The 19,897-nt window shown below is 70.3% G+C and carries 23 protein-coding genes; 10 read left to right on the forward strand and 13 right to left on the reverse strand.

Annotation, left to right across the window (positions count from 1 at the left end; translation table 11 throughout):
* Positions 1–90: 90 nt before the first annotated feature.
* The 3 genes from OHA11_RS14485 to OHA11_RS14495 all read right to left on the reverse strand — a co-directional run bounded on the left by OHA11_RS14485 (position 91) and on the right by OHA11_RS14495 (position 1,417).
* Positions 91–339 carry a hypothetical protein gene (locus tag OHA11_RS14485; RefSeq protein ID WP_266496162.1) on the reverse strand — a complete coding sequence of 83 codons (249 nt, stop codon included), beginning with the start codon at positions 337–339 and terminating at the stop codon, positions 91–93.
* Positions 333–1,159 (reverse strand): IS5 family transposase gene (locus OHA11_RS14490; RefSeq protein WP_266496164.1). Its coding sequence is split into 2 segments (ribosomal slippage): positions 333–799 and positions 799–1,159, totalling 828 coding nucleotides; the frame shifts between segments, so codons are not numbered across the junction. The genes OHA11_RS14485 and OHA11_RS14490 overlap by 7 nt, the downstream gene beginning before the upstream one ends.
* A 78-nt stretch (positions 1,160–1,237) precedes the next feature.
* On the reverse strand, positions 1,238–1,417 hold the full coding sequence (locus OHA11_RS14495; RefSeq protein ID WP_266496166.1) for a hypothetical protein: 180 nt from the start codon (positions 1,415–1,417) through the stop codon (positions 1,238–1,240).
* An 86-nt stretch (positions 1,418–1,503) separates the two neighbouring features.
* Between OHA11_RS14495 and OHA11_RS14500 the strand changes: the two genes are divergently transcribed.
* Entirely contained in the window at positions 1,504–1,920 is a 417-nt protein-coding gene (locus OHA11_RS14500) for a helix-turn-helix domain-containing protein (protein ID WP_266496168.1), read from the forward strand.
* Between the two features lie 114 nt (positions 1,921–2,034).
* On the opposite strand, the gene OHA11_RS14505 is transcribed toward OHA11_RS14500, so the two are convergent.
* The 4 genes from OHA11_RS14505 to OHA11_RS14520 all read right to left on the reverse strand — a co-directional run bounded on the left by OHA11_RS14505 (position 2,035) and on the right by OHA11_RS14520 (position 4,777).
* Entirely contained in the window at positions 2,035–3,270 is a 1,236-nt protein-coding gene (locus tag OHA11_RS14505; RefSeq protein WP_266496170.1) for an RNA polymerase sigma factor, read from the reverse strand.
* Positions 3,271–3,317: 47 nt separating this feature from the next.
* Positions 3,318–3,731, reverse strand: a complete 414-nt coding sequence (locus OHA11_RS14510) for a YciI family protein (protein WP_266496173.1) — start codon at positions 3,729–3,731, stop codon at positions 3,318–3,320.
* A 138-nt stretch (positions 3,732–3,869) separates the two neighbouring features.
* Complete coding sequence (locus OHA11_RS14515; protein WP_266496175.1) at positions 3,870–4,133, reverse strand: hypothetical protein; 264 nt, start codon at positions 4,131–4,133, stop codon at positions 3,870–3,872.
* A gap of 59 nt (positions 4,134–4,192) precedes the next feature.
* The gene (locus tag OHA11_RS14520; RefSeq protein WP_266496177.1) at positions 4,193–4,777 is read right to left on the reverse strand and encodes a dihydrofolate reductase family protein; all 585 of its coding nucleotides are present in this window, start codon (positions 4,775–4,777) and stop codon (positions 4,193–4,195) included.
* A 119-nt stretch (positions 4,778–4,896) separates the two neighbouring features.
* Here OHA11_RS14520 and OHA11_RS14525 point away from each other — a divergent pair, with 119 nt between their 5' ends.
* Positions 4,897–5,493: a TetR/AcrR family transcriptional regulator gene (locus OHA11_RS14525; protein WP_266496179.1), complete on the forward strand. Its 597-nt coding sequence runs from the start codon at positions 4,897–4,899 to the stop codon at positions 5,491–5,493.
* 189 nt (positions 5,494–5,682) lie between these two features.
* Here the strand turns inward: OHA11_RS14525 and OHA11_RS14530 are convergent, their stop codons facing one another.
* The 3 genes from OHA11_RS14530 to OHA11_RS14540 form a co-directional block, all read right to left on the reverse strand.
* The gene (locus OHA11_RS14530; protein ID WP_266496182.1) at positions 5,683–6,321 is read right to left on the reverse strand and encodes a GNAT family N-acetyltransferase; all 639 of its coding nucleotides are present in this window, start codon (positions 6,319–6,321) and stop codon (positions 5,683–5,685) included.
* Between the two features lie 474 nt (positions 6,322–6,795).
* Positions 6,796–7,902 (reverse strand): family 2 encapsulin nanocompartment cargo protein polyprenyl transferase, encoded by a 1,107-nt coding sequence (locus tag OHA11_RS14535; protein WP_266496184.1) that lies wholly within the window; start codon positions 7,900–7,902, stop codon positions 6,796–6,798.
* 124 nt (positions 7,903–8,026) lie between these two features.
* Positions 8,027–9,433 carry a family 2B encapsulin nanocompartment shell protein gene (locus OHA11_RS14540; RefSeq protein WP_266496186.1) on the reverse strand — a complete coding sequence of 469 codons (1,407 nt, stop codon included), beginning with the start codon at positions 9,431–9,433 and terminating at the stop codon, positions 8,027–8,029.
* Between the two features lie 264 nt (positions 9,434–9,697).
* Between OHA11_RS14540 and OHA11_RS14545 the strand changes: the two genes are divergently transcribed.
* The 3 genes from OHA11_RS14545 (at position 9,698) to OHA11_RS14555 (ending at position 11,739) form a co-directional block, all read left to right on the forward strand.
* Positions 9,698–9,931 (forward strand): hypothetical protein, encoded by a 234-nt coding sequence (locus OHA11_RS14545; RefSeq protein WP_266496188.1) that lies wholly within the window; start codon positions 9,698–9,700, stop codon positions 9,929–9,931.
* 138 nt (positions 9,932–10,069) lie between these two features.
* On the forward strand, positions 10,070–10,660 hold the full coding sequence (locus tag OHA11_RS14550; RefSeq protein WP_266496190.1) for an N-acetylmuramoyl-L-alanine amidase: 591 nt from the start codon (positions 10,070–10,072) through the stop codon (positions 10,658–10,660).
* A 140-nt stretch (positions 10,661–10,800) separates the two neighbouring features.
* Complete coding sequence (locus OHA11_RS14555) at positions 10,801–11,739, forward strand: 1-aminocyclopropane-1-carboxylate deaminase/D-cysteine desulfhydrase (protein ID WP_266496192.1); 939 nt, start codon at positions 10,801–10,803, stop codon at positions 11,737–11,739.
* A 1-nt stretch (position 11,740) separates the two neighbouring features.
* On the opposite strand, the gene OHA11_RS14560 is transcribed toward OHA11_RS14555, so the two are convergent.
* Positions 11,741–13,333, reverse strand: coding sequence for a Na+/H+ antiporter (locus OHA11_RS14560; RefSeq protein WP_266496194.1), 1,593 nt, complete (start codon positions 13,331–13,333; stop codon positions 11,741–11,743).
* A 61-nt stretch (positions 13,334–13,394) separates the two neighbouring features.
* Here OHA11_RS14560 and OHA11_RS14565 point away from each other — a divergent pair, with 61 nt between their 5' ends.
* The 3 genes from OHA11_RS14565 to OHA11_RS14575 all read left to right on the forward strand — a co-directional run bounded on the left by OHA11_RS14565 (position 13,395) and on the right by OHA11_RS14575 (position 15,465).
* Positions 13,395–13,655, forward strand: coding sequence for a UBP-type zinc finger domain-containing protein (locus OHA11_RS14565; RefSeq protein WP_266496197.1), 261 nt, complete (start codon positions 13,395–13,397; stop codon positions 13,653–13,655).
* A 251-nt stretch (positions 13,656–13,906) separates the two neighbouring features.
* Positions 13,907–14,320: an anti-sigma regulatory factor gene (locus OHA11_RS14570; RefSeq protein WP_266496199.1), complete on the forward strand. Its 414-nt coding sequence runs from the start codon at positions 13,907–13,909 to the stop codon at positions 14,318–14,320.
* Positions 14,317–15,465 carry an RNA polymerase sigma factor SigF gene (locus OHA11_RS14575; RefSeq protein WP_266496201.1) on the forward strand — a complete coding sequence of 383 codons (1,149 nt, stop codon included), beginning with the start codon at positions 14,317–14,319 and terminating at the stop codon, positions 15,463–15,465. Before OHA11_RS14570 ends, OHA11_RS14575 begins: the two co-directional genes overlap by 4 nt.
* A gap of 245 nt (positions 15,466–15,710) precedes the next feature.
* Here OHA11_RS14575 and OHA11_RS14580 read toward each other — a convergent pair whose 3' ends face one another.
* Positions 15,711–16,160: a hypothetical protein gene (locus tag OHA11_RS14580; RefSeq protein ID WP_266496204.1), complete on the reverse strand. Its 450-nt coding sequence runs from the start codon at positions 16,158–16,160 to the stop codon at positions 15,711–15,713.
* Between the two features lie 271 nt (positions 16,161–16,431).
* Here OHA11_RS14580 and OHA11_RS14585 point away from each other — a divergent pair, with 271 nt between their 5' ends.
* Both OHA11_RS14585 and OHA11_RS14590 read left to right on the forward strand, forming a co-directional pair.
* Entirely contained in the window at positions 16,432–17,400 is a 969-nt protein-coding gene (locus tag OHA11_RS14585; protein ID WP_266496206.1) for a diacylglycerol kinase family protein, read from the forward strand.
* Positions 17,401–17,718: 318 nt separating this feature from the next.
* On the forward strand, positions 17,719–17,976 hold the full coding sequence (locus OHA11_RS14590) for a WhiB family transcriptional regulator (protein WP_006380970.1): 258 nt from the start codon (positions 17,719–17,721) through the stop codon (positions 17,974–17,976).
* A gap of 278 nt (positions 17,977–18,254) precedes the next feature.
* On the opposite strand, the gene OHA11_RS14595 is transcribed toward OHA11_RS14590, so the two are convergent.
* The gene (locus OHA11_RS14595) at positions 18,255–19,730 is read right to left on the reverse strand and encodes a sensor histidine kinase (RefSeq protein WP_266496208.1); all 1,476 of its coding nucleotides are present in this window, start codon (positions 19,728–19,730) and stop codon (positions 18,255–18,257) included.
* Between the last annotated feature and the right edge of the window lie 167 nt (positions 19,731–19,897).

Consider the following 19,897-nt stretch of genomic DNA (forward strand, 5'->3'; position numbering starts at 1 on the left):
CGGACTACTTGTGCGGTGGTCGCACGAGTCGAACGACGGCTCAGCGACCATGAGGCCGGCGCCCAGGCGCCGGGTCAGGGGCCAGCAAGTTCACGCGGTTGGCTCGGGATCCGGGTCGGGATCCGGGTCGGGGCCCGGGTCGGCCTGGGTCGTTTCCGGATGTGCCGTTCCCTCGGTCAGGACCTTCGCCCACCGCGGCTTCGAGCCGCCGACGTCGGTGAGATCCGTGAGGCCGACGGCGACGATGAGGTGGCAGAGCTGGCCGTAGGCCATGAACTGCTGTACCGCGCCGTCCGGGGCCCCCGCCCGCTCATCGGCGGCACTTAGAACTCCTAACAAAGTGCCAGGTTTTTCAGTCGTCGCCAGCAGATGATGCCGCAGGCCAGGCTGAGGAAGGCTTCGTGGATGTCGTCGCGGATCTCCCAGCGGATGCGTAACCGGCGGAACCAGTGCAGCAGCGCGAAACTCTGCTCGACGACCCACCGGTGGACGCCCAGCCCCGAGCCGTGTCCGGTGCCACGGCGTGCGATGACGGGGGTGATCCCGGCCGCCCGGACCTGCTTGCGGTACTTGTCGTGGTCGTAGCCGCGGTCGGCGTAAAGGGTGTCCGGCCGCCGGCGGGGCCGTCCGCGTCGGCCCCGCACCGGCGGGACGGCCTCGATCGAGGGCATGAGCTGGGTGACGTCATTGCGGTTTCCGCCGGTCAGGGACACCGCCAGCGGAATGCCGTGCGCTTCGGTGATCAGATGGTGCTTCGAGCCTGTTCGGGCACGGTCGACCGGGCTCGGTCCGGTTTTGGGCCGCCCTTCATGGCCCGGACATGGGAGCCGTCGATCACCGCCCGCGACCAGTCCAGCGCGCCGACGGCGTGCAACTCGGCCAGCAGCGACTCGTGCAGACGCTGCCAGACTCCCGCGTCGTTCCAGTCCCGCAGACGCCGCCAGCAGGTCATCCCCGAGCCGAAGCCAAGCTCCTGGGGCAGGAACTCCCACGGAATGCCGGTGTACAGCACGAACAGGATGCCGGACAGAACCTTCCGGTCGTCCAGACGCTTGCGGCCGGGGTGATCCGGCCGGCGCGGCACGACCGGCAGCAACGGCTCGATCCGCGCCCACAGCTCATCCGGCACGATCCACGGCGGCTCCTGACCCTTCCTCATGCACCGGTCAACAAGGCCACAACCACCCACATTCCAGGGCCACTTTGTTAGGAGTTCTTAGGGCGTGGACGTGCAACGTCAGCAGGTGCGGTCGGAGATGAGCTCGGCGTAGGCGTCACCGAGCGCCGACAGCACGACCTCGGGCTCCTCGCCGGACATCCGGTCCGCGACCTCGCCCCTGGTCGCGAGGATCCGCTCGTGGCAGTGCTCCAGCACCGCCAGGAACAGGCCGAGCTTCCCGTCGAAGAGCCGGAACACATACGCCTGGGACAGAGGCCCTGTCAGCGGAGGACGCCCTATCAGCGGCCAGGGGCCTTGTCAGTGGGCCGTGGCATGCTGAGGGCATGAACCTGGACGACCTCGTCCGGCTGCGCAAGGCACGTGACCGGATGGACCGTGAGTACGCCGAGCCGCTGGACGTGCCCGCGCTCGCGCGCACGGCACTGATGTCGCCGGGCCACTTCCAGCGCAGCTTCCGGGCGGCCTTCGGCGAGACGCCGTACGGCTATCTCATGACGCGCCGCATCGAGCGTGCGAAGGCGCTGCTGCGGCGCGGCGACCTGACGGTCACGGAGGTCTGCATGGCGGTCGGGTGTACGTCACTGGGCTCGTTCAGCTCCCGCTTCACCGAGCTGGTGGGCGAGTCCCCGAGCGCGTACCGGGCCCGGCCGCACGACCAGGCCGCGGCGGCTATACCCGCGTGCGTGGCGAAGATGTACACGCGGCCCGCGCGCGGCCGGGCGTCCGAGTCCCGGTCCTGATGACCCCAAAGCCCCAAGCCTCAAAGCCCTGAAGCCCCGAAGCCCTGAAGCCCCGAGGCTCTGCGGCCCTGAAAAGGGCATGGGCACGCTTCAGGTGGTCCGGTGGTCCGGTGGTCAGCTGGTCAAGCGGGCCGCGCGCGCCCTGAGGTAGCGCTGTTCCGGGAGGCTGAGGGTCTTGGCGGCGGCCGACTCGTACGCGGCGCGGGCGGCCTCGGTGTCACCGGCGCGTTCCAGGAGGTGGGCGCGGACCGCGTCGAGGCGGTGGCCCGTCGACAACTCCCCTTCCAGGGAAGCCAGTTCGGCGAGGCCCGCCCTCGGGCCGTGGACCATCGCGACGGCCACCGCGCGGTTGAGGCGTTCGACGGGACCGGGGACAAGGCGTACGAGCAGGTCGTAGAGGCCGAGGATCTCCCGCCAGTCGGTGTCGTCGGGCGAGGCCGCCTCGTCGTGGACGGCGGCGATCGCGGCCCTCAACTGGTAGGGGCCCGGCAGCGGTTGGGCCAGGGCCCGCGTCACCAGCGCCACGCCCTCGTCGATCACCGCCTTGTCCCACAGCCCACGGTCCTGCTCGTCGAGCGGGACCAGTTCGCCGTGCGGTCCGGTGCGCGCGGCGCGGCGGGCATCGGTGAGGAGCATGAGCGCCAGCAGGCCCGTCACCTCGCAGTGACCGGGCAGCAGCGCGTGCACCGTACGGGTCAGCCGGATGGCCTCGCCCGCGAGTTCGGCCCGCTGGAGCGCCCGGCCGGACGTGGCCGTGTAGCCCTCGTTGAAGATGAGGTACAGGACGTGCAGGACCTCCGGCAGCCGCTCCTCCCAGTTCTCTGGTCGGGAGAAGCTCGCGCCCTTCACCTTCTGCTTGGCCCGGCTGATCCGCTGCGCCATCGACGCCTCGGGCATCAGGTGCGCGCGGGCGATCTCGGCCGTCGTCAGACCACCCACCGCACGCAGCGTGAGCGCGATCCGCGCGGGTGGGAGCAGATCGGGGTGGCAGCAGAGGAAGAGGAGGGTGAGCGTGTCGTCCTCGGACGGGGCGCGGTCGGCGCCGGGCGGCGGCGCCGTGAACGCGTCGCGCGGAGTGAGCGCCGCCGCCCGCTCCTCCCGCAGCCGGCGCGCCTCCTCACTGCGCAGTACGTCCGTGAGCCGCCGCGAGGCGACCTTGATCAGCCAGCCGCGCGGATTGTCGGGCATCCCGGCATCCGGCCATTGCCCGGCCGCCGCGAGGAGCGCCTCCTGTACGGCGTCCTCGGCGGCGTCGAAGTGCCCGTACCGACGCACGAGCGCGCCGAGGACCTGGGGCGCGTGGCGGCGCAACAGGTCCTCGACCTCGGTCGTACGTCCCGACGGTCCCAAGGATCGCAACGATCCCGGCCGTCCCGACGAGCGTCTCGGAGGACCGCTCACACGTCCCCGCTGCCGTCGCCGATCTGGCGGATGACCAGCGGGTACTGCTTCGTGCCCTCGGGGACGGGGCACTCGAGGACCCGGGCGGCGATCTCCGTGACCCGGTCCAGGCTGGCGCAGTCCAGGACCCAGTACCCGGCGAGCACTTCCTTCGTCTCGCCGTACGGCCCGTCGGTGATCACGGGCTTCCCGTCCGGGCCCCGCTCGACGAACCGGGCCTTCGCGGGCTCCGTCAGACCCTGGCCGTCGATCATCTCGCCGGTCTCGGCCAGGTCGTTGTTGATCGCGCCCATGTGCGCGTACATGGTCTGGATGTCCTGCTCGGTCCAGGCGGGTGCGCCGTCGGACGGCTTGCCGGTCTGGGCCGCGTAGTCCGCCTGCGTGCCCTGGATCATCAACAGGTACTTCATGAGTCCGCTCCTTCGGTTCGGGCCACCCGCGGTGGGCGGCTCTCACAGGGGACGTCGGAGCCGGGCCGCGCTTCTCTACACCTCGCGGAAAAAACTTCCCACGACTTCCCACGACTCCTCACGGGCGGCGGCAGGCACTCAGAAATCCCGCTCCGTGGGCGTCTGGGGCGGCTGGGGCGCCTCGGGCGGCCCCGGCTCGCTCGTCAGGACGGGCTCCGACGTGACCCGGGAGTCGGCCTTCCCGGCCTGCTCGGCCTCCCCCTCCTCGTACTCCGTGCACGCGGGGTTCTGGCAGGGGCCTGCGCCCCACACGGGCACGAAGACGCCCAGGGTCTTGTGCCGACGCACGACCGTGTCCACGGCCTGCTTGCAGACCGGACAGACGTACTCATCGCTGGTCATGCCCCCAGGGTATTGCGGGAGTGGCCGCGCCGACAGGCGAGTGACGCCCCGCCCCGGAATCAGCGCTTCCTGCTGTACGTCCGCACGACCGCCCCGTTCTTGAAGGTGCGCGTCTCGCCGAGCGTGAACTCGCCGACGGCGAACCCGGAGCCGAACATCGGCATGCCGGAGCCCAGCACGATCGGGTACGTCTTGATGACGAGCTCGTCGATCTCGTCGATCAGCTCGCCCGCGAGCCGCGAGCCGCCGCACAGATAGATACCGAGGCCGCCCTCCTCCGCCTTGAGCTCGCGGACCTTGCCGACCAGGTCGTCGGAGATGATCTCGACGTGCGGGTCGGGCGACTCGTTCAGGCTGCGCGAGGCGACGTACTCCCGCATATGGGCGAACGGGCTGGTGACGCCGAGCTCCAGCGCGATGTCGTAGCTGGCGCGGCCCTGGATGATCGTGTCGTACTTCTGGTTCGCCAGGTCGTCCATGCCGGTCGCCCGACGGCCGTGCGTCGACATCGTCTCCGGGTAGTCGGTCTTGAGGAAGTCGAAGAACTCCTCGTCCACGAACGGATACATCATCGCGGCGTCCCCGCTCGGGTCACCGATGAAGCCGTCGATCGAGCAGGCGATGAAATACGTGAGCTTTCGCAAGCCGGTCTCTTTCCGTAGGATGCGTGAACCACTCCATTCATAGTGCTTCAGTTGTAGTGGTCGCAAGGGAATTTCCGAGCACCATCCTTACGGGACTCAAGCAGGAGAAGGGATTCCGCGTGGCGAGCAATCCGGAGCGCCGGGCCGCCCTGGTCGACGCCGGTGTGGAGGTGCTGGCGCGCGAGGGGGCGCGCGGGCTGACGTTCCGCGCGGTGGACGGTGAGGCCGGGGTCCCGGTGGGCACGGCCTCGAACTACTTCACCGGCCGCGACGACCTGCTCCGCCAGATCGACACCCGGATCCACGAACGCCTCGCCCCGGATCCGAAGGTCCTGGCCGACCTGATGACGGCGCCGAGGGACCGCGCCCTGGTCACCGCCTTCATGCACGACCTCATGGCCCGCGCCCAGCACGACCGCACCGGGTATCTGGCCCTGCTGGAGATGCGCCTTGAGGCCACCCGCCGCCCCGAACTCCGCGCCTCCTACACGAAGACGATCCGCGCCGACCTCGAATACGGCATGGAGTTCCACCGCGAGGCAGGCCTCCCGGGCGGCGACGAGACGGTCGCAGTCCTGTACCTCGCCATGCTCGGCCTGCTCCTGGAACACCTGACGCTGCCGGGCGTTCTGGAGGGGGTCCTGCCCGGGGTGACCGTCCCGGCCGGACTGGTGGAGCGGATCGTCACGACGATCGTGCCGGAGCGGGACGACTGAGCGGAGTGGGCGTCTGTCACGTGCGCCCCCTGGGGCACATTCCTAGGTCGTGTCCGCAAAGTCCCGCCTGCCCGGCGGGCGGACGACGGGACTTTGCGGACACGACCTAGGCCGCGCCTCTTGGCCACACGTCAGGGGCCACCCGAGGGGCGCGGGGAACTGCGCGACCAGCCCCCGCCGGCCCGCGGACTACGAACCGACCTCCCCGCGAAGCGATTCACTCCGCGGCTCACGCCACATGGGCCACATCGACGGCCCCTCCGGAAGATCAAGCGTGCTGCCCATGAAGGCGAACCCGAGCCGCTCATAGAGCGCCCGACTCCGCTCGTTGCTCGCCTCCAAGTAGGCGGGCAGCCCCTCCCCGTCACACCGGTCCAGCACATGCTGGACAAGCGCCGTACCGAGCCCCTCCCCCTGCCTGCCGGGCGCGACGGCGATCATCCACAGGTACTCGTGGGCCCGCCCCTCCGGGTGGATCTCGGCGGTCAACCGGCCGATCAGCTCGACCCGTTCGTTGTCGGGATCGACGGCCTCTCGCACCTGGGCGGGCACGTCCTCGTCCTCGCCCTCCTCATGCGCGGCGTCCGCCGCCTCCGCGGGCACCGACAGCCACAGCGCACAGGCCGAACCGTCCTCCGTGACATCCACGTACCCCTCGGCGAGCGTGGCGTCGAGGAAGGCCTCCATCAGCAACGGATGTGTCCGCCGCCGGTACTCGGCGCCGGGAAAGACCCAGCCGCTCACCGGGTCGTCCTGGAAGGCCTCGTCGAGGAGCCGTGTCACGGCCTCCCGGTCGTCCTCGCCCGCTCTTCGTATCGCCACTCCCATGGCCCGCCCCTTCGGCTCAACCGCCCACGCCCACTCAGCCGTTGAAGGTTAGGCGATCACTTCGTCCGAAGGCGACGGGCCCCGCACACCGTGGGGATGCGCGGGGCCCGCCCTAACCGGAACCTCTCCGCCTCACCGCGTTGTCAGGTGCCGCGCGGCGAAGTCGGCTCCGGCGTCTCAGAGGCGGTACCACTCCAGGAACCGGCCGGCCCGGGCGCCGACGGCCGGACCCAGCGCGGCCTCATCCACCGCGCCGGCCCAGCCATCCGCCCGGTCTGCACCGTCCCGCCCGTGGAACCACTCCCGCTTCCGACGCCGTACGGCTTGGGCTGCCGCGTCCCCGCGGGCACCGCACGGCGTCGGCCGCCTGCGCTCTACATGTGTCCCGCCCTTCGGTCACCCTTCACTCGTCACCCCGTCGGCTATCGGCTATCGGCTATCGGCCATCGGCCATCGGCTGTCGGTCGCCCGAACTCACGAGCTCCGGCGCGTCACGAACTCCGCCAGCGACAGAAGACCTCCCGCCGCCTCCGGATCCGGGACCGCCCGGGACAGATGGTGCAGGGACCGGGCCATCCGGTCGGCGGCCTGGAGCTGGGCCCAGTCCCGGCCGCCCGCCCGCTCGACGGCGAGGACCGTGCGCTCCAGATCGCCGTCGCGGTACGGAACCCGGTACAGCTCCGCCAGTTCGGCCGCGTCCGGTGTGCCGGAGGCGAGCGCGGCGACCACGGGGAGGGACTTCTTGCGGGCCATGAGGTCCGCCCCGGCCGGTTTGCCGGTGCGGCTCGGGTCCCCCCAGATGCCGATCACGTCGTCGATGAGCTGGAAGGCGAGGCCCGCCTCCCGTCCGAAGGCGTCAAGGGCCTCGACATCCTCGTCGTCGGCGCCCGCGTACAGCGCCCCGAGCGCGCACGCGCAGCCGAGCAGAGCCCCCGTCTTGGCCTCGGCCATGGCGAGCACCTCGTCGAGCGTGACGTCGTCGGGGCCGCGGCGCTCCATCGCCGTGTCCGTGTGCTGGCCCGCGCACAGTTCGACGACACAGCTCGCGAGCCGCGCGGCCGCCGCCGAGGACGCCGGATGCGGGTCCTCGGCGAGCAGCCGATGGGCCAGCGCCTGCAGGGAGTCCCCGGCGAGGACCGCGTCCGCGTCGCCGAACACGGCCCACGCGGTGGGCCGGTGCCTGCGGGTGGTGTCCCGGTCCATCACGTCGTCGTGCAGCAGCGTGAAGTTGTGCACCAACTCCACCGCGGCGGCCGCTCTTACAGCCGTCTCCTGCTGTCCGCCGAGCGCCCGGACCGCGGTCAGTACCAGCGCGGGCCTGATCGCCTTGCCCGCGTTGCCCGCCGCCGGACTGCCGTCCGCGTGCTCCCACCCGAAGTGGTAGAGCGCGATCCGTCGCATCGGGCCGGGCAACGACTCGATGGCCCGGCGCAGTTCGGGGTCGACCGACGTCCGGGACCGCTCCAGAATCCCGGCGGCCTCCTGCCCGTCGGGCGAACCCAGCCGTCCACCGGGCACCGGTCGTCCTCCCGCTTCCGGTCCTTCGACGGCCGGTAACAGGCTCTGTTGCGTCTCCGTCATGAGCTCACCCATGGATCCGTCTGGGGGAGTTCGCGGACGGTGGCGATTCGGCCGTCGCTGGGCGCGTACCCCTTCGGTCTACCCGCGCCGGCGGGCGGGGACACGGCACTCGGCGTACGGGACGTCACCTCCAGCGGCCGATCTCGACGTTCTCCAGGACCCCGAGGGCGTCGGGCACCAGGACCGCGGCCGAGTAGTACGTCGTCACCAGGTACGACATGATCGCCTGCTCGCTGATACCCATGAACCGTGCGGACAGGCTCGGCTCGATCTCGTCCGGGATACCGGCCTGCTGGAGCCCGATGACGCCCTGGTCGGCCTCGCCCGTACGCATCGCGATGATCGAGGTCGTCCGGGCCTCGGTGACCGGGATCTTGTTGCACGGGAAGATCGGCACGCCGCGCCAGGTCGGGATGCGGTTGCCGCTCACGTCGAGGGTCTCCGGGACGAGTCCCCGCTTGTTGAGCTCGCGGCCGATCGCGGAGATCGCGCGCGGGTGGGCGAGGAGCAGCTTGGTGCCGCGCCGCCTGGTGAGCAGTTCGTCCAGGTCGTCCGGGCTGGGCACGCCCTCGTGCGGCTGCAGCCGCTGGTCGTACTCGCAGTTGTTGAGCAGGCCGAACTCCCGGTTGTTGATGAGCTCGTGCTCCTGGCGCTCCTTCAACGCCTCGATCGTGAGCCGCAACTGCTGCTCGGTCTGGTTCATCGGCTGGTTGTAGAGGTCGGCCACGCGCGTGTGGATGCGCAACACGGTCTGGGCGACGCTGAGTTCGTACTCCCGTGGTGCCGCGTCGTAGTCGACGTACGTCCCCGGGATGGCCGGCTCTCCGGTGTGGCCGGCGGCGAGGTCGATCTCCTTCTCGCCGTACGTGTTGGCGCGCTGCTCGGGAATCGCGCGCAGTTGCCGAAGGTGCTCGCGCAGGGAATCGGAGCGCTCCGCGATCTGGTCGAGGTCCTGGCGGGGCAGCGCGAGGACCGTACAGGCGGTCACCGCGCGGGCCGTGTACTCCCAGATGGCATCCGGGTCGGTGATCGCCTGGTCGCCGAAGTAGGCGCCGTCGGCCAGGACGCCGAGAACCGCGTCGTCCCCGTACGGACCCGTGCCGATCTTCTCGACCTTGCCGTGAGCGAGCAGGAACACCTCTTCGGCCTGGCCGCCGAAGGAGGCGAGCACCTCGCCCGGCTGGAACTCCCGCTGCTGGCAGCGCTGCGCCAGCTCGGCGAGCACCTCCGGGTCCTCGTACGTGCGCAGGGCCGGCAGTTCGCCGAGCTCCGCCGGGATGACCTGGACGCGGTCACCCGTCTTAACGAATGTGACGCGACCGTCGCCCACCGAGTAGCTGAGCCTGCGGTTCACACGGTATGTGCCGCCCTGCACGTTCACCCACGGCAGCATGCGCAGCAGCCAGCGTGAGCTGATCTCCTGCATCTGTGGCGCGGATTTGGTGGTGGTGGCCAGGTTCCGCGCCGCGGATGTGCCGAGACTCTTCTGCGGCTGATCCTGGTCCGCGCGGATCTCTTCGCCTACCGACATGAAAATGTCCTCCCCATCGTGCAACGAGCTGCGCCGAGAAGCCTTTCATCACGGACCGTGGCGGTGCTATTACACGAAAGAGCGGGAATGGATCTTCGGGAGCAGGGCATAACGGATGGCCCCGCCCGGCCCCGACATGTCCGGGCGGCCGGGCGGCGCGGCGGCGTGGATCTTCCCGAACGGGAACTCCAAGATCGAGCCGTCCGTTCAACCGGCGACACGGACGAACGATCACGAACGATCACGAATGATGAGGAGACGGCGATGGCAGGCTTCCTGGACCGCGCCAAGGAACAAGCACAGCGCGGCCTCACGCAGGGCAAGCAGAAGATCGACGACGTCCAGGCACAGCGGGCGGGCGGCGATCTGCTGAAGAGCCTGGGCGCGGCCTATTACGCGGAGCGGCACGGCAGCGGCTCCCCCCAGGCCACGCAGCAGGCCCTCCAGGCCCTGGAGAGTCACATCGCGACGCACGGGGACAGCTTTCTGCGCTCCTGAGGCGGTCCGCCCGCACCGCTGACCGGATCGGCTCGCACGCCGTGCGAAGAAGTGGTCCCCACCGGGGAGTTCCGGTACAAGCAGCGGTACGAGACGGCCGCGACGGGTGGCCGCCGCGCCCTGTGTGAGGAGGCGGTCATGGCCTCACCCATGTCCGCGGGCAGCTTTCTGAGTCGGCTCAAGGCAGAAGGGCTCACCGTCGTCGAGGTCGGCGACTGGGAGCATCACAACCGCAACCACAAGGGTCCGTGGGGCCCGGTCCACGGGGTGATGATCCACCACACGGTGACGTCGGGAAGTGAGCGCACGGTCGAGATCTGCCGCAACGGCTACAGCGGCCTGCCCGGCCCGCTGTGCCACGGCGTGATCACCAAGGACGGCCGCGTCCACCTCGTCGGCTACGGCCGTGCCAACCACGCGGGTCTGGGCGACGACGACGTCCTGCGCGCGGTCATCGCGGAGAAGGGCCTCCCTCCGGACAACGAGGCGAACACCGACGGCAACCGCCACTTCTACGGCTTCGAGTGCGAGAACCTCGGCGACGGCGAGGATCCCTGGCCCGAGGCCCAACTCGACGCCATCGAGCGCGCCGCGGCAGCGGTCTGCCGCCATCACGGCTGGACGGAACGCTCGGTCATCGGTCACCTCGAATGGCAGCCGGGCAAGATCGATCCCCGCGGCTTCACCATGTCCGCCATGCGGGAGCGCGTCGGCGCCCGCCTGAAGTGAAGTGACGTACGCCGTCACGGGCGCGTGCCGTAGCACCCTGCGGGTGAGTGGGGGCTGGTCACAGCCCCGCGCCCCTGAAAGACGGGGCACGGGAACGACCGGCCCAGGCCCCGCAGGGGACGGTGTCCGACAATGGGTGGGTGATCGGTCCCGAGATCCCCGAAGCACTCGGCCTGGGCGCCCTGCGGCCGCGGCTGCCGTCGCCGGTGCGGGAGGCCGTGGACGAGCGGTTCGCGCGGCACGGTGTGCGGCTGCTGCTCAAGCGGGACGATCTGATCCACCCGGAGCTGGTCGGGAACAAGTGGCGCAAGCTGGCCCCGAACCTCCGGGCGGCGGCGGGCCGCACGGTCGTCACCTTCGGCGGCGCGTACTCGAACCATCTGCGGGCCACGGCCGCCGCGGGCCGTCTCCTCGGCCTGTCCACCGTGGGCGTGGTCCGCGGCCAGGAGCTCGCCGACCGCCCCCTCAACCCGTCCCTGGCCCGGTGCGCGGCCGACGGCATGCGCTTCCACTTCGTCGACAGATCGACGTACCGCCGCAAGAGCGAGCCGAAGACACTGGCCGCGCTTCTCCGTGCGACGGCCGCCGAGGACGCGTACGTGATCCCGGAGGGCGGCAGCAACTCCCTCGCCGTACTCGGCTGTACGACCCTCGGTGCGGAGCTGCGCGACCACGGTGGCATCGACGTGGCCGCGGTCGCCTGCGGCACCGGCGGCACCCTCGCCGGCCTGACCGCCGGCCTCGGCCCGGGTCGGTCCACCCTGGGCATACCCGTCCTCAAGGGCGGCTTCCTCGACGCGGAGATACGCACGCTCCAGGACGAGACCTTCGGCGGCCCCCGCGGCGACTGGTCGCTCGACGACCGCTTCCACTTCGGCGGTTACGCCCGTACGCCACCCGAACTCGACGCGTTCGCCGCCGACTTCGAGCAGCGCCACGACCTGCCCGTGGAGCGTCTCTATGTCGCCAAGTTGCTGTACGGACTTGTCGCTCTCACGCAGGAGGGCGCGTTCCCGCGCGGGACGACGATCGCGGCGGTCGTCACCGGCAGCCCCCAGGCCGAGCCCAAGGGCCCTTGACCTACGTAGCCTCGCGGAACGCCGCCGCCTCCTCCAGGTCCAGGCGCCGCAGCAGGGTCCGGAGCATCTCGTCGTCGATGTAGCGGCCGTCCCGGAGTCTCACGAACATCTCCCGCTCGGCGCCGATCATCTCGCGCGACAGCCGCCGGTATGTGTCGTCCACGGTCTCCCCGGTGACGGGGTTCACCGTCCCGAGCCGCTCCCACACGGCGTTGCGGCGGCGCTCCAGGACCGAGCGGAGCCGGTCGGCGAGCGGGGGCGGCAGCATGTTGCGCTCGTCGTCGAGGAGCTCGTCCAGACGGCGCTCCGCGACGCGGGAGGCCTGCGCCTGGGCGTTCGCCTCCGCGAGCGTCTCGGCCTGCAGGTCCCGTTCGGGCAGCTTCAGCAGACGGATCAGCGGGGGCAGGGTCAGGCCCTGCACGACCAGCGTGCCGATCACCGTCGTGAAGGTCAGGAAGAGGATCAGATTGCGGCCCTGGAACTCCTCGCCCTCCGCGGTGAGCGGGATCGAAAAGGCGATGGCGAGCGAGACCACGCCTCTCATCCCGGCCCAGCCGATGATGAAGGGCCCCTTCCAGGTGGGGTCGTCCTCCCGTTCCCGGATCCGCTTGGACAGCAGGCGGGGCAGGAAGGTCGCGGGATACACCCACACGAAGCGGGCCACGACGACGACCAGGAAGACGGCCACCGCGTACCAGGCGGCGCTCGATCCCTCGTACTCGTCAAGGCCCTCCAGGACGACCGGGAGCTGCAGGCCGATCAGCGCGAAGACCGCCGACTCCAGGATGAACGCGACCATCTTCCACACCGCCTCCTCCTGGAGCCGGGTCGCGAAGTCGACCTCCCAGTTGCGGTGCCCCAGGTAGAGCGCGACGACGACCACGGCGAGCACTCCGGAGGCGTGCACCTGCTCGGCGACCGCGTACGCGAAGAACGGGATCAGCAGCGACAGGGAGTTCTGGAGCAGCGCCTCCGTCAGGTGCGTGCGCAGCCAGTGGAGCGGCACCATCAGGACGACTCCGATGCCGATGCCGCCGATCGCCGCGAGCAGGAACTCGCCGATGCCGCCCGCCCAGGTCGCGCCCTCGCCGACGGCGGCGGCGAGCGCCACCCGGTAGGCGGTGATCGCGGTCGCGTCGTTCACCAGGGACTCGCCCTGCAGGATCGTGGTGACCCGTGAGGGCAGCCCGACCCGGCGCGCCACCGCCGTGGCCGCCACCGCGTCCGGCGGCGCCACGACCGCGCCGAGCACCAGGGCCGCCGTCAGCGACAGATCCGGCACGATCATGTACGCGGCCCAGCCGACCACGAGCGTCGCGAAGAGCACATACCCGACCGACAGCAGCGCGACCGGCCGGAGCTGCGCCCGCAGATCGAGGTACGAGCTGTCGGTGGCCGCCGTGTAGAGCAGCGGGGGCAGCACCAGCGGCAGCACGATGTCGGGGTCGATGGTGTACTCGGGCACCCCGGGCACGTACGAGACGATCAGGCCGGCGGTGACCAGCAGCAGCGGTGCGGGGACCGGGGTGCGGCGCGCGGCGCCGGCGACGACGGCGCTCCCCGCGACCAGCAGGAGGAGGGGCATCACATGCATCGGCTTCGGCCCGCCTTCGTTTCCGCGCGGTTTTCCGCACGCCCGACGTAATCTGGCAATCATGAAACAGTGCACGCACGCCGACGCGCTGCCGCATCCAGAACCCGAGCCGCTGAGCGAGACCTGCCTGGAGTGCCTGGCGGTGGGCTCGCACCCGGTGCAGTTGCGACTGTGCCTCAACTGCGGACACGTGGGCTGCTGCGACTCATCGCCGCTGCGGCACGCCACAGAGCATTTCAAGGAGACGGAACACCCGATCATGCGTACCTTCGAGCCCGGGGAGAGCTGGCGTTGGTGCTTCGTCGATCACGTGCTGGTGTGACGCCGGACCGGGACGGTTCGACCCTCTGACGTCTGGGTACGTCAACCCGGCGCGCGCTCTTCCCAATTGGGCCCGCACAACCCTAGCCACTGTGCGTATACATAGGTTTACTATGAGTGACAGCAAGGGGTTGGGGTCCCGGGGACAGGAAACCTGAGAGCGCGATAGCGTCACCGCTGAACCACGTTGCGCGTTACCCCGGGGGGCGACCCTCGGCCCCCGAAAGAGCTTGTACCACCTTGGAGGTGAGGGTGTCCCAGATCGCAGGCGAGCCCGCGACCCAGGACTTCGTGGAAGTCCGGCTGCCGGCTGCGGGTGCCTACCTGTCGGTGCTGCGCACGGCCACGGCCGGCCTCGCGGCGCGTTTGGACTTCACCCTCGACGAGATCGAGGACTTGCGCATCGCCGTGGACGAGGCATGCGCGATCCTGTTGCAACAGGCGGTGCCGGGCTCCGTGCTCAGCTGTGTCTTCCGCCTGATCGACGACTCGCTCGAGGTGACCGTTTCCGCCCCCACCACCGACGGCCACGCCCCGGCACGGGACACGTTCGCATGGACCGTGCTGTCGGCCCTCGCGGGCAAGGTGTCCTCTTCGGTGGCCGCGGACAAAACCGTTTCGATCAGCCTCTACAAACAGCGCGGCGCGGGACCCGGGCCGGCGTGAGGAACGGGGACGGGCCGGTGCGGGACGAAGAGCGCGGCACACGGGAACTTCCCGCCGAGGGCGAGGGCGGCCTGACCGGGCCGCGGCGCCCGGCGGAAGGTGTCGACGGCATCCCCGAGCAGCAAGCCCGGCCGCATCCGGAGGACGACGCCTCCTCGGCGGCCGAAGCGCCTCAGCGGGAAGAGCCGATCGACAAGGACGGGCGCGCGGCGCCCTCCGGCAGTGACGGGCGACAGGATCCAGACGTCGCCGCGCAGAGGGGGTCCCCCCGGACGGAGTCTGGGGGAGCGTCCTCGGAAGGGCGGCGGCGGGTGACGGGCGGGATCATGAGCGAGCAGCACGAGCACGAGCGAAATGCCGACAGCGGCGCGTCAGGCACACAGCGCGACCCCCACGACCGCAGTGGGGCGCGGCTCAAGTTCATCGAGCTGCGCAAGCTGGATGCCACCGGCCCGGAGTACGCGGAGCTGCGCAACCAGCTGGTCCGGATGCACCTGCCGCTCGTCGAGCATCTCGCACGCCGCTTCCGCAACCGCGGCGAGCCGCTCGACGACCTCACGCAGGTCGCCACCATCGGCCTGATCAAGTCGGTCGACCGCTTCGACCCGGAGCGCGGCGTCGAGTTCTCGACGTACGCGACTCCGACGGTGGTCGGCGAGATCAAGCGGCACTTCCGCGACAAGGGCTGGGCGGTGCGCGTCCCGCGCAGGCTCCAGGAGCTGCGCCTCGCGCTGACCACGGCGACGGCGGAGCTCTCGCAGCGGCACGGCCGCTCCCCCACGGTCCACGAGCTGGCCGAGAAGCTGGGCATCTCGGAGGAAGAGGTCCTGGAGGGCCTGGAGTCGGCCAACGCGTACTCCACGCTGTCCCTGGACGTCCCCGACACGGACGACGAGTCCCCGGCGGTCGCGGACACGCTGGGCGCGTACGACGAGGCCCTGGAGGGCGTCGAGTATCGCGAGTCGCTCAAGCCCCTCCTTGAGGACCTCCCGCCGCGCGAGAAGCGGATCCTGCTCCTTCGCTTCTTCGCCAACATGACCCAGTCCCAGATCGCCCAGGAGGTCGGCATCTCCCAGATGCACGTCTCCAGGCTGCTGGCCCGCACCCTGGCCCAGCTCCGCGAAAAGCTGCTGGTGGAGGAGTAAAAGACCTCGCGCCCCTGCCGCAGGGGCGCGAGCATCCGCGCATGTTCAGCGGCGCGGACACCGGCGCTTCCCTCAGGGGCACGGGGAACGGCCAGGTTTTAGGAACGCGGGGACCTTGCGTCTGCCTCAAGGGCACGGGGCACGGCTGGCTTGTCAGGGGCGCGGGCAACCACGCGATCAGCCACAGCGGACCCGCACACGCAGTACGCCCTCACCGGGCCCGGACTACTTCGGTGCACCCCGCACTACTTCGGTTCCCGAACCCCACCGGGCCCGGTGATCCCCAACGCCCGCGTCGTCTCCGGGTTCACGATCAGCACCAGCGCCGCGACCGCCACCACCGCCAGGGCGATCCCCCCGGGGATGGCGAGACTGTCGGCCTGGAGCAGGTTGTACGCGACGGGCAGCGCCATGATCTGCGTGATGATCGCCGGCCCCCGGCTCCAGCCGCGCCGCAGCAGCAGCCCGCGCGCGGCGAGCAGCGGCAGCAGCGCGAGCACGATCAGCGTCACACCCCCGGTGACGGCCTGGCTGCGGTCGTCCGGGTGGCCCGTGAGACCCCTCACAAGGATGTAGACGCCGCCGACGGCGAGGGCCAGCCCCTCCAGCGCGGCCAGCGCGGCCGCGGCGGTCAGCCGCCCGGGACGGGGTTCGGCGTCGGAGGTGTCCGGGGTGGATTTCTGCTCAGCGCTCACCTCTGAAGAGTAGCCCTCACCCCTTGCCCGCCAACGGCCCCGGGGCCACGCCGCGGGCACTCCACGGCCGAGCCGCGGGCACCCCACCGCCGAGCCGCGGGCACTCCGGGGCCAATCCGCAGGCACGCCGCAGGCACTCCGCGAGACCTCCCCCGGCCTCCACGCGTGCGCCCGGGGCACGGCCACCGCACCCCCGCCCCACACCCCGTGCTCTCACCTGACCCTTACCTCGGTATGGGCCGAGTACCACGCGGTAGGTACGCTGCATCGCATGCGTGCACTTCTCGTGGTCAATCCGGCAGCAACCACCACCAGCGCACGCACGCGTGATGTCTTGATCCACGCGCTGGCAAGCGAGATGAAACTCGAAGTGGTCACCACCGAGTACCGCGGGCACGCCAGGGACCTCGGCCGGCAGGCCGCGGACAGCGAGGACATAGACATGGTCGTCGCCCTCGGCGGCGACGGCACGGTCAACGAGGTCGTGAACGGCCTGCTGCACAGCGGCCCCGACCCCGACCGGCTGCCCGGCCTCGCCGTCGTCCCCGGCGGCTCCACCAATGTCTTCGCGCGCGCCCTGGGCCTGCCGAACGAGCCCGTGGAGGCCACCGGCGCCCTCCTCGACGCCCTGCGCGAGGACCGGCAGCGCACGGTCGGCCTGGGCCTCGCAGCAGGCACCCCGGGCAGTGCGGACGAAGGCATCCCGGCCCGCTGGTTCACCTTCAACGCGGGCCTCGGCTTCGACGCCGGCGTGGTCGGCCGCGTCGAACACCACCGCGAGCGCGGCAAGCGTTCGACGCACTCCCTCTATCTGCGCCAGGCGATGCGCCAGTTCTTCGGGGAGACCCACCGTCGGCACGGCACCATCACCCTGGAACGGCCGGATGCCGACCCGGTGGCCGATTTGGTGCTGTCGATAGTCTGCAACACCGCTCCGTGGACGTATCTGGGCAATCGCCCGGTGTACGCGTCGCCTAAGGCCTCGTTCGATACCGGCCTCGACGTACTCGGCCTCAGTCGCATGTCGACGGCCGCGGTTGCCCGGTATGGCACCCAGTTGCTCACTTCGTCCCCCGAGCGCGGGCCCCATGGGAAGCATGCGGTGTCCCTCCACGATCTGACCGACTTCACCTTGCATTCGAAGGTCCCGCTCCCCCTGCAGATGGACGGCGACCACCTTGGACTGCGTACGAGCGTGACGTTCACAGGCGTTCGCCGTGCACTGCGTGTGATTGTGTGAGCGGAACGGGCTAAAGTCCTTCCACTCGAACGTTTAGGCCAGGGTCCACCCCATGGAAGTACGGCTGTGACCTAGTCGACACCGAGGAATCAAAAAAAACTTTCCGGTAGGGGTTGTATCCGCCGCCGAGGTTTGCGAGTCTCTACGTGGCGCTTGGGACGGCCCGCCACATCGGCCCCGCAGAGTGCCAGAACCCCTCCTCAATTCACAGGACCACACCAGTCCGCCTGGTAGTCGGCTCTTCACTTGTTGAGGGATTCGTGAAAGCGTTCACATTCACAAGCAACGTGCATGTAATACCAAGGAGAGGTAGCAGCCATGGACTGGCGTCACAACGCCGTTTGCCGCGAGGAAGACCCCGAGCTCTTCTTCCCCATCGGCAACACCGGTCCTGCGCTGCTGCAGATCGAGGAAGCCAAGGCCGTCTGCCGTCGCTGCCCCGTCATGGAGCAGTGCCTGCAGTGGGCGCTCGAGTCCGGCCAGGACTCCGGCGTCTGGGGTGGTCTCAGCGAGGACGAGCGCCGCGCCATGAAGCGCCGCGCCGCCCGCAACCGGGCCCGCCAGGCAACCGCCTGACACAACCCGCCCCACACGGCCTGAGCTTGGCGGCGCGTACAGCGAGTACGCTTCTCCCGCCCCCGAGCCGCAGCGCGCAGTACCCCCGATGCGCAGATAGCAACGAGCACCCTGAGCCCCGGACCGGAAACGGTCCGGGGCTCATTGCTGTTTGCGGCTGCGCGTTTGCCTGTTCACGGCTGCGTCTTCGTGAGGGTTCCTGCGGCCGCCGGGATCCCCCGGCAGCTCGGATGACTACGCAGCGTGTGCGTGAAGTAATGGTGCGGATTACTCGGATGTTACTTGTGGGGCGGCACCGGAATGTCCAGGACGACCTGCGTTCCGCGCTCGGGGGCCCGGACCATGTCGAACGTGCCGCCCAACTCCCCCTCCACCAGGGTCCGTACGATCTGCAGGCCCAGGTTGCCCGAGCGGTGCGGGTCGAAGCCCTCGGGCAGACCGACGCCGTCGTCCTGGACGGTGACCAGCAGGCGGGCATCCTTGGTGGAGCCGCCGCGGACCGCGGACACCTCGACCGTGCCGCGGTCGCCCTCACGGAAGCCGTGCTCCAGCGCGTTCTGCAGAATCTCCGTGAGGACCATGGAGAGCGGGGTCGCGACCTCGGCGTCGAGTATGCCGAAGCGTCCGGTGCGCCGGCCGACGACCTTGCCCGGGGAGATCTCGGCGACCATGGCGAGCACCCGGTCGGCGATCTCGTCGAACTCCACGCGCTCGTCCAGGTTCTGGGAGAGCGTCTCGTGCACGATGGCGATCGACCCGACCCGCCGGACCGCCTCTTCGAGGGCCTCACGGCCCCGGTCGGACTCGATCCGGCGGGCCTGGAGGCGGAGCAGGGCCGCGACCGTCTGGAGGTTGTTCTTCACCCGGTGGTGGATCTCCCGGATGGTGGCGTCCTTGGTGATCAACTCGCGCTCGCGGCGCCGCAGTTCGGTCACATCACGCAGGAGTACGAGCGAACCGACCCGGGTGCCCTTGGGTTTGAGCGGGATGGCGCGCAGCTGGATCACGCCGTCGCCGCTCTCGATCTCGAACTCGCGGGGCGCCCAGCCGCTGGCGACCTTGGACAGTGCCTCGTCCACCGGGCCGCGGGACGGGGCGAGTTCGGCCGTGGTCTTGCCGAGGTGGTGGCCGACCAGGTCGGCGGCGAGGCCGAGGCGGTGGTACGCCGACAGCGCGTTCGGTGACGCGTACTGGACGATGCCCTCGGCGTCCAGCCGGATCAGGCCGTCGCCGACCCGCGGCGAGGCGTCCATGTCGACCTGCTGGTTGGGGAACGGGAAGGAGCCCGCCGCGATCATCTGCGCGAGGTCGGACGCGCTCTGCAGATAGGTGAGTTCGAGCCGCGAGGGCGTGCGCACGGTGAGGAGGTTGGTGTTGCGGGCGATGACGCCCAGGACGCGCCCCTCCCGGCGCACGGGGATCGACTCGACCCGTACGGGAACCTCCTCGCGCCACTCCGGGTCGCCCTCGCGCACGATCCGGCCCTCGTCCAGGGCGACGTCCAGCATGGGACGGCGGCCGCGTGGGACGAGGTGGCCGACCATGTCGTCCTGGTACGAGGTGGGGCCGGTGTTGGGCCTCATCTGGGCGACCGAGACATAGCGGGTGCCGTCCCGCGTGGGGACCCACAGGACGAGGTCGGCGAACGAGAGGTCGGAGAGCAACTGCCACTCCGAGACCAGCAGGTGCAGCCACTCGAGCTCGGAATCACCGAGAGCGGTGTGCTGGCGTACGAGCTCGTTCATGGAGGGCACGAGTGCGAGCGTACCCGGCGCATCCGGCATGTTCCGAAGTCAGCCACCCGCGCGGGCCCGGAAACACCCGCGGGCCGCGGCGCCTGAGAGGGACCCTCAGCCCTCCCGGCACCGCAGCCCGGAGCAACATCGGCCGCGGGGTGTGCGGTCCCGTTCGGCCGAAGGAT

The organism is Streptomyces sp. NBC_00878 (genome assembly GCF_026341515.1).
Taxonomy (GTDB): Bacteria; Actinomycetota; Actinomycetes; order Streptomycetales; family Streptomycetaceae; genus Streptomyces.